Here is a 13,498-nt window from a genome sequence, read left to right as displayed (position 1 = left end):
CCGGATTGGCGCCTTGCATTCACGCCGCCGCTATTTCCAGCGGCTCAAAACTGTCCGCCCGCGCCATCTGCCACATCCGCGAATAGAACTCGCCATTCACTTCGCCAGTGAGCAATTCTCCAGGTTTCAGGAATACATGCAGCTGCGAGAACAACTTGATCTCGGTCGCCGACATACGTCGCACCAGATGCTTGGCCGACAGTTGCGACGGATGCTCAAGTCCGGCCGCAGCGAGCATCTCCGCCAGTGCTTTGAGCGTGCTGCGATGGAAGTTGTAAACGCGCTGGGCTTTGTCCGGCACCACCAGGGCGCGCTGGCGCAAGGCGTCCTGCGTGGCGACACCGGTCGGACATTTGTTGGTGTGGCAGGACTGCGACTGGATACAGCCAATGGCGAACATGAAACCGCGCGCAGAGTTGGCCCAGTCGGCGCCGATGGCCAGCACGCTGGCGATGTCGAAGGCGCTGACGATCTTGCCGCTGGCGCCGAGTTTGATCTTGTCACGCAGGTTGAGGCCGACCAGTGTGTTGTGCACGAACAGCAAGCCTTCGCGCATCGGCACGCCGATGTGGTCGGTGAACTCGACCGGCGCCGCGCCAGTACCACCTTCCTTGCCATCGACAACGATGAAGTCGGGAAGAATGCCGGTTTCCAGCATGGCCTTGGCGATGCCCATGAATTCCCACGGATGGCCAAGGCAGAATTTGAAGCCGACCGGTTTGCCACCGGACAGCTCACGCAATTGCTGGATGAACTGCATCATCTCGATCGGCGTGGAAAACGCACTGTGGCGCGACGGCGAAACGCAGTCCTCGCCCATCAGGATGCCGCGGGTTTCGGCAATCTCCTTGGTGACTTTGTGTTTGGGCAAAATCCCGCCGTGGCCGGGTTTGGCGCCCTGGCTCATCTTGATTTCGATCATGCGCACTTGCGGATTCTGCGCCTGCACGGCGAAGCGCTCCGGGTCGAAACGGCCGTCGCTGGTGCGGCAGCCGAAGTAGCCGCTGCCCAGCTCCCAGGTCAGGTCGCCGCCGTGTTCGCGGTGATACGGGCTGATGCTGCCTTCACCGGTGTCGTGGGCGAAGTTGCCGAGTTTCGCGCCCTGGTTCAGCGCGCGAATGGCGTTGGCGCTGAGTGAGCCGAAACTCATCGCCGAGATATTGAAGATCGACGCCGAGTACGGCTGCGAGCACTGCGGCCCGCCGACGGTGACGCGGAAACCGCTCGGGTCGCTCAACGGCGCCGGGCGCATCGAGTGGCCGATGAACTCGAAGCCCGACTGGTAAACGTCGATCAGCGTGCCGAACGGTTTGTCGGCGGTTTCGTTTTTCGCGCGCGAGTACACCAGCGAACGCTGGGCGCGGGAGAAGGGCAGGGCGTCGCTGTCGGACTCCAGCAGATACTGGCGAATCTCCGGGCGGATGCCTTCGACCAGATAACGGATGTTGCCCAGAATCGGATAATTGCGGCGCACTGCATGGCGCGTCTGCACCAGGTCGAAGAGACCGAGCAGGCTCAGCACGCCGGTAACGGCGGTGATCGGCCACAGCCAGTCGTGTTCGAGAAAGGGCAGGCTGGCGAGGGTGAAAATCACACAGACGGCAAAGAAGGCGTAGCGGCTCAGCAAAGACAGGCTCATACGGGTTCCCTGGTTCGGACTCAAATTTGTGCAACAGCACGCATCCCTGTGGGAGCGAGCCTGCTCGCGAAAGCGGTGTGGCAGGTGACATCAGTATTGAAAGTGAGGGCCTCTTCGCGAGCAGGCTCGCTCCCACAAAAAGCGTTACTCACACTGTTTCAGGCGTTCTGCGCCTGCAGAAAAATCGAAAACAGCTCGGACTGGGATTTGATCCCCAGCTTGCTGTACATGTGTTTCTTATGGACTTTCACGGTTTCTACGGAGATTTCCAGCTTACGGGCGATTTCCTTGCTGGAACATCCGCTGAGCATCAAACGCCCGACATCGAGTTCCCGCGCAGTCAGTTGTGCGCCTTTGAGCTGTTGCACTGACGCTTCCAGTTGCACCCGCCAGTCTGCCTGCGCGGGCGCGGCGGCGAGGGCCACGGTTTCGTTGATTTCGTACGGCAGGCGCTGGCGCAGCAGGCCCAGTACCCATGGCTGAATCAAAGACAGCAAAGCGATCTGTTCGCCAGTGAAACGTTTTTCACTGCCCAGCGACAGGCACAGCGTGCGCTCGCCTTCGAGCTGACAATTGAACTGGATTTCGTCAGCCACCACATTCAGACGAAAGTATCGCTGGTAATACTCGGTCAGCTCGAAATGCTCCGGCGCAACCTCCGACAGGCGATAGAGCCCGGTGCGCGACTGTTCGCGGCAGGCGATGTAAAACGGATCGAGCAGGTACAGACCGCGCAGATAATCCTGGAACAGCGGGTCCGGGCTGCCATCCTCGCCGGGGCATTCGGCGAACACTTGTGGATGCTGGTCAGCGCTGAACAGCAGCACTACCCAGCTATCGAACGCCACATACTGTTCGAGCAGACGCAGCAGTTGCGCCCAGAAATTCGGCTTGTCGAGCGCGTCGATCAATTGCCCGACGGCGCGGTGCCAAGTGATGTCATTCAACGAAAGTGTCATCGATCTACCCCTATCGGGTTACCCCGGCCGCGTAATTCCCTGGCCGGTTGCTTGCTGCGCATACTGGCCCACAGACAGGCACCGGGCAATCTTTCAAGGCCCGGCGCAGATAACAAGGGATACCCATGAAAGTAGAACTCGCCCAATTGGCGGGCCGTGACAACGACACGGCTTATAACCTCAAGCGCGCACTGACGGCGATCGCTGCCTGCGCGGCCGACACGCAAATGATCGTGTTCCCGGAAACCCACCTGATGGGCTTCCCCAACGCCGAAACCGTGGCCCAGGTCGCTGAACCGCTGGACGGCCCGACCGTCAGCGCCGTGCTCGCTGCAGCGCGTGCGAAGAATATCGCCGTGGTGATCGGCATGGCCGAAAACGACAACGGCCGCTTCTACAACACTACGTTGCTGATAACCCCCGAAGGCATCGCCCTGAAATACCGCAAGACACACTTGTGGGCTTCGGATCGCGGCGTGTTCGAAGCCGGCGACCGCTACGCCACCTGCGTATGGAACGGCGTACGCGTCGGCCTGTTGATCTGCTACGACATCGAGTTCCCGGAAACCGCCCGCGCCCTGGCGCAACTGGGCGTGGAATTGCTCATCGTCACCAACGGCAACATGGACCCGTACGGCCCGACCCACCGCACCGCGATCATGGCCCGCGCTCAGGAAAACCAGGCGTTTGCGCTGATGGTCAATCGCGTCGAGGCGGGGGATGACGGTCTGGTGTTTGCCGGCGGCAGTGCGCTGGTCGATCCGCTGGGTGCGCTGCTGTTCGAGGCCGGACGCGCAGAAGGGCAGTTCAGGGTCGAGCTGGATTTCGCTCAACTGGAGATTGCGCGCAAGGATTACCGGTATCTGGATGATCAGCGTTTGAAATTACCGGGAGAGATGGTTGAGCAGGCTTCTGGTCTGCGCGAGCTGCTGATTCCTGCAGGTTGATCCGAATGCTGTGCCGTTCGGGCTGACGCCTTCGCGGGCAAGCCCGCTCCCACAGTTCATAGGTGATGAACACAATTTTTGCACATGCCAAATCCCTGTGGGAGCGAGCCTGCTCGCGAAAAAGCCCACTCGGACAACATAAAAACAACATAGCCACATCCGAAATTTTCGCCGAACCCGGCTCTGCCATAAATCCAATAACATTCGGAGTAAGTCGCCCATGGCTCGTTTGCAACGCACCCTTTCGCTAGGGTCGGTGGTGCTGTTCGGCATCGCCTATATGACGCCGATCATTGTCCTCGGCACCTTCGGTATCCTCGCCCAGTCCACCGCTGGCATGGTCCCGGCCGCCTACCTGGCCGCGCTGGTGGCAATGTTCTTCACCGCCATGAGTTACGGACGCATGGCCGCCGCTTTCCCGGTCGCCGGCTCGGCGTACAGCTACGTGCGCAAGGCAATCAGCCCGAAACTCGGTTTCATTGCCGGTTGGGCGGTGTTGCTCGATTACCTGTTCCTGCCGATGGCCATCTGGCTGATCGGTGCGGCCTATCTGGCCTCGGCGTTTCCGTCGATCCCGCAGTGGATCTGGGTGCTGGCGTTCATCGGCATTACCAGTGCGATCAACATTGTCGGCCTGAAGCTGGCCAACGGCATCAACGCCTTGCTGATGCTGGTGCAGTTCCTCGTGCTGATTGCCTTCGTTGCGTTGTGCGTGCACTACATCGGCGGCGATGCGAGTACGCCGCTGTGGTCGATCAAACCGTTCTTCAACGGCGACATGCAGATGCCGCTGATCATGAGCGGCGCGGCGATTGCCTGTTACTCCTTCCTCGGGTTTGACGCGGTCAGCACCCTGACCGAAGAAACCCGCGATCCACGCCGCACCATTCCCCGGGCGATCATGCTGATCACGCTGATCGGCGGCCTGATCTTCGTCGGCGTCTCGTACTTCGTGCAGATCGCCCATCCATCATTCCAGTTCGACAGCGTCGACTCGGCTGCCTATGAAATCGCGCGCAATATCGGTGGCGACCTGTTCGTGTCGATTTTCCTGATCGGCCTGATCGTCGGCCAGTTCGCCTCGGGGCTGTCGGCCCAGGCCAGCGGTTCGCGACTGTTGTTCGCGATGGGCCGCGACGGCGTCTTGCCGAGGTCGTTTTTCGGCACCTTGCACGCGCGCTTCGGCACTCCGGTCAACAGCATTCTGCTGTGCGCGGCGGTGGCCTTGCTGGCGCTGAAACTCGACGTGACCACCTCGACTTCGTTCATCAACTTCGGCGCGTTCCTGGCGTTCAGCCTGGTCAACCTGTCGGTGATATTTCATTACTGGATCGGCGGCGAGAAAAAAGGCCCGCGCGAGCTGCTGCTGTTTCTGCTCTGCCCGTTGATCGGCCTGGTCGCCGACCTGTGGCTGATGGTCAGCCTGGATCATCTCGCGGTGTGGCTGGGGCTGAGCTGGTTGGCGATTGGCGTGGTTTACCTTGCCGTGTTGACGGGTGGTTTCCGCCGTCAGCCGCCGGAACTGGACTTCCAGGAAGCGACCTGAGTCTTGCGCTTGGCTTACCTCTGACGGGCATGGGATCCTTGGCGCTTTTGCGCCAGGGGATTGCTGTATGTCGACCATTCATATCGCCGCCGCGCTGCTGCTCAACGCTCAAGGCCAGACCCTTTTGGTGCGCAAGCGCGGCACCACGGCGTTCATGCAACCGGGTGGCAAGATCGAAGCCCACGAGTTGCCACTGCACGCATTGGCCCGTGAGCTGGAAGAAGAACTCGGGCTGGAAATCGACCCGGCGCAGGCGATTTTCCTCAACAGTTTTTCCGCCCCCGCCGCCAACGAGCCGGGCTTCATCGTCCACGCGGAAATCTTTCAACTGACCATCGACACCGACGTCTGCCCGGCGGCGGAGATCGAAGAGGTGATCTGGGTCGATCCGGCCACTGATCCGGCGCTCGAGCTGGCGCCATTGACACGCGAGCACATCCTGCCGTTTTATCGCCGTTCACTGACTGCACTCGCCTGATCATTCTCGCAAAGGACTTTGCCATGATCCCGCTGCACGACCTGCTGATCTTTGCCGCCGCCGCACTGTTGATGGTGCTGACGCCGGGGCCGAACATGATCTACCTGATCTCGCGTTCGATCTGTCAGGGACGCCGCGCGGGGGTGACGTCGCTGCTTGGCGTGGTCGGCGGGTTCTTCGTGCATATGTTCGCTGCGGCGGCGGGTTTGACGGCGGTGTTTCTCGCCGTGCCGATGGCTTATGAAGTGTTGAAATGGGCCGGTGCGCTGTACCTGCTGTGGCTGGCCTGGCAAGCGCTGAAACCCGGTGCACGCTCGCCGTTCGAAGCTCAGCAATTGCCGCCGGACTCGTCGCGCAAGCTGATCACCATGGGCTTTCTCACCAGCGCACTGAACCCGAAAATCGCCGTGTTCTATCTGTCGGTGTTTCCGCAATTCATCAGCCCGGAACATGGCTCGGTTTTCACCCAGAGCATCATTCTCGGCCTGACGCAGATCAGCGTCAGTTTCAGCGTCAATCTGTTGATCGCGCTGTTCGCTGCGGCCATCGCCTCGTGGTTCGTACGCAACCCGACCTGGCTGGCGATGCAGCGGTATTTCATGGGCCTGGTCCTCGGCGGCCTTGCCGTTCGGCTGATGCTCGAACAACGCCGGACCGCCTGACATGTTGATCGAACGGCTGGACACCAGCCATGCCCTGGCTTACCGCGAACTGATGCTTGAAGCCTATGACCGCCATCCGCAGGCGTTCACCTCCAGCGTGCGCGAACGCGCGGTGATGCCGTTGAGTTGGTGGGAAGGGCGCCTGACCAGCAAAATCGATATGGTGTTGGGAGCATTCGATGCCGGGGCATTGGCCGGGATTGTCGGCCTGGCTTTCGAACCGCGCGAAAAGGCGCGACACAAGGCCACGCTGTTCGGCATGTATGTCTCGGCGGATTTTCGTCGGCAGGGGCTGGGCTTTGATCTGGTGCAGGCGGCCTTGGTTGAAGCGCAAAAGCATCCGGCATTGAAACTGCTCCAGCTCACTGTCACCGCCGGCAACGACCCGGCTTTTCAGTTGTATCAGCGTTGCGGCTTCATTCAGTACGGCCTCGAACCGCTGGCGGTGCGCGTGGGCGAAGACTACTTCGACAAGATCCACATGTGGCGCGAACTCTGACCCACCACGCCAATCCCTGTGGGAGCGAGCCTGCTCGCGAAGGCGTCCGCCCAGCCGACATCATCGCTGAATCATCCACCGCTTTCGCGAGCAGGCTTGCTCCCACAGGTGAATCTCTTGATTTGGTTTCAGCGTACGGCGCTGACGCCATCGAGGGTCGAGAACGAGGTGTCCTTCGCAGTCAGGAGGAAATCGCGCATGTACGGTGCGTCGAGCATGTCGGTGCGAATTGCCGCATACAGCGTCGCGAACAAGCCTTTCTCCCCCAGCCGCTTACCCTTCACATAGCCGCGCGAGCTGTATTCATGCAGCGCCCAGTGCGGCATGCCGCAGACGCCACGGCCGCTGGCGACCAACTGCATCATCATCACCGTCAGCTCCGAGGTGCGCACCTGCGCAGGCTCAATGTCGGCCGGCTCGAGGAAGCGGGTGAAGATGTCCAGACGATCGCGCTCGACCGGGTAGGTGATCAGCGTCTCCGTCAACAAGTCTTCGGGAACGATGTACGGCTTGCTCGCCAGCGCATGCTGGTTGGCCACCGCGAGCATGGCTTCGTAAGTGAACAGCGGCACGTAAGTGATGCCGGCAATGTCCAGCGGATCGGAAGTCACCACCAGATCCAGATCACCACGGGCCAGTGCCGGCAGCGGAGCGAAAGCGAAACCCGAAGCCAGGTCCAGCTCGACTTCCGGCCAGGCATCACGGAACTGGTCGATGGTTGGCATCAGCCACTGAAAGCAGCTGTGGCATTCGATGGCCATGTGCAGGCGCCCGGCGGTGCCACCGGCCAGACGACTGATGTCGCGCTCGGCGGCCCGCAACAGCGGCAGGGTGGCGTCCGCCAACTGCAGCAGGCGCAAACCGGCACTGGTGAAGCGCACCGGTTTGGTCTTGCGCACGAACAACTGCATGCCCATGCGTTCTTCCAGCTCTTTGAATTGATGCGACAGAGCGGATTGCGTCAGATGCAGACGGTCAGCGGCATCGACCAGACTGTCGGCCTCGCGCAGGGCATGCAGGGTTTTCAAATGGCGGATTTCAAGCACCGGCGGGGCTCCATGAAAAAAACTTGTGATCACAGGCAATCCATTGAGTTTGTCTCATGATCGGCGGGTTGTCGACATCGTGCTTTCGCGCCAGCAGGATTCGTCTCTGCTCACTGCCATTGCTGACTGCGAGCAGGGACGAGCGTCTGTAGTCAAATCCGCTCGAAATGCCCAAGGACAATCGACTTTGGGCCAATTTTCGAATAGGGCAGCGTCGCATCATCGGCATGGGTCAGGAAGCGGTGCTGCGGCAGTTTCAAGTGCGCGGTTTCGAAGCGGTTGAACACCGGCGTTGCGTTGCGGTAGTGAAAGTGTGCGTACCACAACAACTGTTCGGGTTCGCGGGTAATGTTCCAGATCTCGTACTCCTGCATGTAGTCCGGGTGACCGGCACGTTTGCCGAGGAATTTGATCGGTTGCGTTCGGCGTATTTCCACGACGCCTTGGCCAATGAGGTCATCGAGCATGCCATCGGTGGGCTTCTGGCTGGTCAGTGAGCGCTCGGTGCGTATGGCGCGCCCGGCAACGATCAGCTCGGCGGCTTCAGCGCGCAATCGCTCGATGAGCGCATGCTGTGGGGATCGGGCGGCGATCCGTTCGGCTCGAATGTTCAGCTCGGCGGCCTGGGTGTCCATCATGTGCTGCAGATCGACCGGCAGCATGCCGCGGTCGGCATTGCTCTGCACACTGGCCCGATAGGCAGGAATTTTGTCCAGGCGCTGCCGGCCGTCATCGACCAGAGCGGCGAGGCTTACCGGCGGTGCCTGAGGTGCTTGAGCCTGAGGCGGACCGATCTGGCGCGAGCGGCCATCGGCGCCTTGTTCCCAGATTTGCACTTCGCCATCTCTGAGCCGGCGTTCATAAACGCGACGCTGCGAGCGGGTATCGAACCGTTCCGCGCCATACAGCAGATTGCCGTCCTCGGTAGTAAAGACGCGCTGGACGGGCTGTCCGGGAGTGCTTGGGCCGGGTGGATCGATTACGCCTCGGCGGGCACGGCCGGCCATCTGCTCCAGGCCGTCAAGCAACGGTTCGATGAAGCTCAGGTGAAAGTGCTCCGGATAGTCCGTCATCCAGATAGTCATCTGCCGCCGGAACCGGGTGTAGACATCCAGACATTGCTCAAGCATCCGGCTGCGATTTTGCGCAGTGGTCCGAAGGTTTGGCAGGTCGTACTGGGTGGTGACGGCCTGCCTCACCTGCTGCCAGATTTCCTCTGTGCGCTCGCGGAAATACATCCAGGACACGTCATTGTCATAGCTGTAATTCTTGACCAGTTCCAGGCGTATGTAGGTTTTGTGAAAAAGCAGGCGGGGATCGCTGTGTTGGCGATTGATCAGGTCGACGCTGTCGGCGCGGCCGACCTTGTCGGATCTCAAGGTGATGCGCTCGTACCATTGATTGAGCTGGTATCTCAAATCTTCCAGCTCCTCGAATTTTTTTACGTAGTCGATCTGCAAATCCCGAACCTGTGCAAACAGCGCCAATCGTCGCGACCGTGCGCTCGGCGGTAAAGCGTGGGCCGTGCTGCTTACCCGCCTGATGTCCTCCAGTACCAGGATTGTGGCTGCTGACACTTGGCCCGAGCGCATGGCATATCGCGAAGTCAGTCGTACGGCGAGGGAGCTTTGTATGCGGCTGACCGCCCCTTGTTTGTTGCCACTGGTGAGCGGCTTCAACTGCGCCAAAGCCTCGTAGCGTTGAACACACAGGCGGATATCTTCAAGGCATGCTGTTTCAGCTGCCGGTAAAAGGGCACGCTGGTTGGCGGGGCTGGCGTTCTGGAAAGCCAATATCGCCCTCTGGTGCGCCTGGACTCTGCTATCGATGACATGCGCCAGGCGTTCAGTCTCGAATTCCAGCTGCTGATGCCGGCGAAACGTGCGCTCCGCCCACCAGCGCGGCAAGCGCTGGCGAATCACCGGTGGCCAATAAGGGTCGAGCGCATCGGCCAGATGTCCGGCGACGTTACCGCCGCCACGCAAGCCGCCGTCACTGGCGGTTCCGTAGACGCCGTACCAGGTGTCCCACTGGCCGCTTTCATCCAGCGCGATCGGTTGTTTGTAGGACTTGCGTGAATTGCCGAACAGCCGCCAGTTGCGCGAGCCCATGCCCAGTTCCACCTGGTAGATATGGCCCTGACGTTCGATGAAATTGCCGTCGGCATGCCGGTAGATACCACGATAGAGACCATGACGGGCGGGTTCGATGCCGGCCAGGGACAGCGGTTGTTCGTAGTCGTAATTCTGGAATCGGGCGAGCACGTGCCTGGCCTGTCGCTGCGTTTTGCCGTGCAAGGCCGAGACGTTGCCCAGCAGCGTATGCAGCTGGCGCGCACGTGTCAGGGCGCGGGTGGTGCGTGCGAGGGTGGAGGCTGCCGCTTCGCCGGGGAGCAGATCCATGAACGCGTCGATCAATGACAGCAGCATTGATTCGATTTGCGCCAGACCGTCGGCCACCTCGCCGCGCAGAAACGCCGTCACGGCCTGACTGGCTGCGCTCCATGCGTCATACAGCGCCACGACGGTGCCGACGAAAGGCACCATGCCCAGGGCCATTTTTATGTAATTGAACGCGCGAGGTCCCTTGAGTGCGTAGCGCTCAAAGAACAGCACATCGTTGGAACGCGAACTGCCGCGATGAGCTTCGATCAAACGCCCCATGTGCGCATCGAGCAGGTGCGCCGCCAGCGAAGTGTCTGCCGGCCAGCGCCCGCCGACCTCGATAATGGCGTCGAAGTTTTTCTCCACCGCCTGGCCGATGCGGCTGATATGGGCGCGGACATTGCCGTGCAACGCCTTGTCCGCGAGGTATTTGCTCCAACGGTCAGTTGCGCACAATCTGAATAGCCCTTCGCGCGCCGCCTCGAGGCTGTGGTAGCGGCGGAAAAATTGCTGGTCCGGGCTGTCGGGCAGATACAGCAGGGTAGTGCCGCTGATCTGCTCTTCAATGAAGGTCACGCCAGACAGGGTCACGGGGCCTTCACGCGGGGTGTCTTTGCCGCCGGTTTTCAGCGATACCGGCCGCAGCGCGATGCGCTTGCCGTTGGCGCGCCAGGCGTCTGCGGTATTGGCGTCGATCGCGATGTTCACTATTTCAGCCTCATCACGATCGAGGTGTTTCTGTGCGCGCGCATTTTCACTCTGGATTTTCAGCAGCAGGCGCCAGGGTTCGATCAGGCTTTCGCGCCGATGCTGTCTGACATACAGCGCTTCGCCGGGCGCCCCATGGAAGGCCTCGCGGATCCTGCGTTCATAGGCGTGAGGCAGGTCCAGCTCCGGCAGTACCTTACGCAGATAGCTCAGCTTGATGCCGTTGAGCAGACGGTTGCGATCTTTTCGGTGTGCAGCATTGACGGTCAGGCGCATGAAAATCAGGCGCTGCGACAGTGAGTCATTGAGCACTGATTGAACGTTATCGATATTCAGTTGGGCGAGATCTTCGAGTGACATTCTGCTGCGCGTGGCACCGGGCACGATTACGGTTTTTCGCCGCGGGCCGGCGGGGCCGGCTTCCACCACCGTTTCGGTTGTGGTGGAGTCGGGCAATTCGACCTGCACGGAAAAATAGCCTTCAGTGGCGAAGTCCTTGCGCAGGCGCGCATGCAGATGTTTGCGGGTAAATTCGTCGCGCGGTTCAAGGGCCAGGGTCATCAGCGCGTGGCTGTTGCGCATTGCCTCGATGTACGCCTTGATATGGTGTTTGAGTGTGAGCCGCTCGGCCTTCTGCAAACGCACCAGCCAGCTCGGCAGATGAGCGGCCAGAACAGCGCTGTGCTCCTGCTCCTGTATCTGCGCGAACATCAGGTTTCTCGCCGCGCTGACCGGGACTTTTACCGCAGTTGTGCAGTCCTGGCGGAGAATTTCCAGTGCATCGGCGTGCTCGGGTTTATCGCGCAGCCTGGCGGCCCTCGTTTCGCAATCGGCGATCAGCGCGTTGAGACAATGCTGCAGCGGGTCCGAGGTGATTGCGTTGAGTTGCAGGGCCGATTCACTGTCCTGCTCGCCAGTTTTGCAAAACTGCAGCGCCAAAGCCCGGCGATCGCTGAAGCGCTGCAGGCCACCGCCGCTGCCGGGGCAGTACAGCAACAGACTCACGTTGGCCGCGCTGTCCGTCAGTGCCGCTTGCCGGGTGAATACCAGTGCGCCCTTGAGCGTTTCGCGCTGCACCGTAGTGATGGCGTCGCGGGTTTCGCTCAGCGACAGGGTCAGGCTCGCGGCAACCAGATCCGCATCACGTGCGCTGGCCACAGGATTGTCCAGCACGGCTTGGAGCAGATCCTGTTCGGCGCTGCCGATTTGCCCGAGTTGCGCTTGCAGCTTGGCTTCGGCGGACAAGCCTTCTTTGTGAGCCTTATAAATCGCAGCCAACGTCGTGTCAGAGACAGGAGAGATGTCGAGTAACGAGGTGCAGGCGTCGTCGCAGGCTTGCTCGGCAATTTCCAGTGTTTTCAGTGCGTCCTGGCACTGTCGCAAGCGGGCGCCGTCGCGGTCGTTGGCCAGCAGGTGTTCGAGTGCATCACGCTCGCGCCTGAGCGCGGCATGCCTCACGGCCAGCGGAATGCCAGCGGACAGACTGCCGAACAACGGCTGGTCTTCGCTCACGGGGGCATCTGCAGTGGGTAGCCTCGCGGGCGCCGGTGCGGCAACGATGATCGCTGTGCTGCGCTGATGGTCAATGAGATCGACATGAACCAGTGCCTGCGCACCGTGCTCGCGCAAGCCGGGTTTGCCCCGGTTGCTATGGCGCAGAGCGTTGATCTGCGCCTGTTGCCGGTCGCCGAACAGATCGCTGGCACCGGTGAGCATCGGGTCTGTCGCTGCGCTGTAATCGAAGCGCTGGATTTCGCGCGGCAGGCCAGTGGGAATCTGCACCTCGCCGGCCAGCCACGTTTGCAGGTCCGCTCGATTGTCGAATGTCTGAATGCAGACGGGGCGGCAGGGCAGGTACACCAGGGGCCGCGCCGTGGCTCGGTCGCCCACGCTGATCACCCAAGCCCCCGGGAGTTTGACCTTGCTGTGGTTGCTCAGCACCAGAGCCGGTTTTTCCAGGTGAACGGGCTGACCGTTGAAAGTCATTGGGCTGGAGCCTGAGTCAACGATGCGTTGCAGGAGCTCGAGCTGCTCGGCGTTGATGATTTTACTGGCGAAGGCGGCGTCAGCGCTGGCTTCGAAATGCGACCGGTACAGTTCGGTGGCGCGTGTACGTCGGGAAACCGGTGTGCCAGGCGCACGTGCTTCCAAGAACTCGGCCCAGCGTGTGGCGTGTGCGCTCTGCGGGTCGAGCGGCTTGAGCTGTTCCAGCAGTTGCGACGGTCTCAGACCGTACAACGGGTGACCAGGCAGCAGGCCGATGACATGGCAATGCTGGTCGAGCGAGGTTTCCAGCGCCGGATGCTGGACGACAAAAGCGCAAGCATCGGTCAGGCTGACGAAATGCTCCGGCTGCGTTTGGGTGGCAATGAAGCCAAATCCGCTGTTTTCGCCGCCCAGTTGCAGATGTCGTCGCAGCGCCGCGTTGATCGTATCGCGCAGTGCGGGGCTGCTTGCAAACAGTTCGCGCAAGCCCTCGCCGCTGTCTCGCGAGCGCTGATTGGCCCGTAACAACAGACTTTCGTCGATGGTTTCAGGCAGCACCGCAGACGTCGCGAATGAATCTGGGGGCAAGGGCGGCAAATCAAGGGTAAGGGGTTCGAGCATGGTGGATGACTCGCAAGGGGGAG

At 61.0% G+C, this 13,498-nt stretch carries 9 protein-coding genes; 5 read left to right on the top strand and 4 right to left on the bottom strand.

Annotated elements, in window-relative coordinates:
- Positions 1 to 19: 19 nt before the first annotated feature.
- Together AB4N53_RS14050 and AB4N53_RS14045 are read right to left on the bottom strand one after the other, a co-directional pair.
- Complete coding sequence (locus AB4N53_RS14050) at positions 20 to 1,639, bottom strand: FMN-binding glutamate synthase family protein (protein ID WP_460121194.1); 1,620 nt, start codon at positions 1,637 to 1,639, stop codon at positions 20 to 22.
- 158 nt (positions 1,640 to 1,797) lie between these two features.
- A complete protein-coding gene (locus AB4N53_RS14045; RefSeq protein WP_130902356.1) occupies positions 1,798 to 2,598 on the bottom strand; it encodes a helix-turn-helix transcriptional regulator in 801 nt (266 codons plus the stop codon).
- Between the two features lie 125 nt (positions 2,599 to 2,723).
- On the opposite strand from AB4N53_RS14045, the gene AB4N53_RS14040 reads away from it, so the two are divergent.
- From AB4N53_RS14040 to AB4N53_RS14020, 5 genes are all read left to right on the top strand, one after another.
- Positions 2,724 to 3,545: a carbon-nitrogen hydrolase family protein gene (locus AB4N53_RS14040; protein WP_460121192.1), complete on the top strand. Its 822-nt coding sequence runs from the start codon at positions 2,724 to 2,726 to the stop codon at positions 3,543 to 3,545.
- A 220-nt stretch (positions 3,546 to 3,765) separates the two neighbouring features.
- Entirely contained in the window at positions 3,766 to 5,091 is a 1,326-nt protein-coding gene (locus AB4N53_RS14035; protein WP_460121190.1) for an APC family permease, read from the top strand.
- Positions 5,092 to 5,158: 67 nt separating this feature from the next.
- Entirely contained in the window at positions 5,159 to 5,569 is a 411-nt protein-coding gene (locus AB4N53_RS14030; RefSeq protein WP_460121188.1) for an NUDIX hydrolase, read from the top strand.
- 23 nt (positions 5,570 to 5,592) lie between these two features.
- Complete coding sequence (locus AB4N53_RS14025; protein ID WP_460121186.1) at positions 5,593 to 6,231, top strand: LysE family translocator; 639 nt, start codon at positions 5,593 to 5,595, stop codon at positions 6,229 to 6,231.
- A 1-nt stretch (position 6,232) separates the two neighbouring features.
- The gene (locus AB4N53_RS14020) at positions 6,233 to 6,730 is read left to right on the top strand and encodes an N-acetyltransferase family protein (protein WP_460121184.1); all 498 of its coding nucleotides are present in this window, start codon (positions 6,233 to 6,235) and stop codon (positions 6,728 to 6,730) included.
- Positions 6,731 to 6,858: 128 nt separating this feature from the next.
- On the opposite strand, the gene metR is transcribed toward AB4N53_RS14020, so the two are convergent.
- A complete protein-coding gene (metR, locus tag AB4N53_RS14015) occupies positions 6,859 to 7,776 on the bottom strand; it encodes a transcriptional regulator MetR (protein WP_460121182.1) in 918 nt (305 codons plus the stop codon).
- 152 nt (positions 7,777 to 7,928) lie between these two features.
- Positions 7,929 to 13,475, bottom strand: a complete 5,547-nt coding sequence (locus AB4N53_RS14010; protein WP_460121180.1) for a dermonecrotic toxin domain-containing protein — start codon at positions 13,473 to 13,475, stop codon at positions 7,929 to 7,931.
- Positions 13,476 to 13,498: the final 23 nt, after the last annotated feature.

Source organism: Pseudomonas sp. H3_E04 (assembly GCF_054668915.1).
This window is presented reverse-complemented; position numbering and strand designations above follow the sequence as displayed.

Coding starts and splice junctions, on each gene's coding strand:
- AB4N53_RS14010 (WP_460121180.1), bottom strand. CDS start 13,475: ATGCTCGAACCCCTTACCCTTGATTTGCCGCCCTTGCCCCCAGATTCA.
- AB4N53_RS14040 (WP_460121192.1), top strand. CDS start 2,724: ATGAAAGTAGAACTCGCCCAATTGGCGGGCCGTGACAACGACACGGCT.
- AB4N53_RS14020 (WP_460121184.1), top strand. CDS start 6,233: ATGTTGATCGAACGGCTGGACACCAGCCATGCCCTGGCTTACCGCGAA.
- AB4N53_RS14030 (WP_460121188.1), top strand. CDS start 5,159: ATGTCGACCATTCATATCGCCGCCGCGCTGCTGCTCAACGCTCAAGGC.
- AB4N53_RS14045 (WP_130902356.1), bottom strand. CDS start 2,598: ATGACACTTTCGTTGAATGACATCACTTGGCACCGCGCCGTCGGGCAA.
- AB4N53_RS14050 (WP_460121194.1), bottom strand. CDS start 1,639: ATGAGCCTGTCTTTGCTGAGCCGCTACGCCTTCTTTGCCGTCTGTGTG.
- AB4N53_RS14025 (WP_460121186.1), top strand. CDS start 5,593: ATGATCCCGCTGCACGACCTGCTGATCTTTGCCGCCGCCGCACTGTTG.
- AB4N53_RS14035 (WP_460121190.1), top strand. CDS start 3,766: ATGGCTCGTTTGCAACGCACCCTTTCGCTAGGGTCGGTGGTGCTGTTC.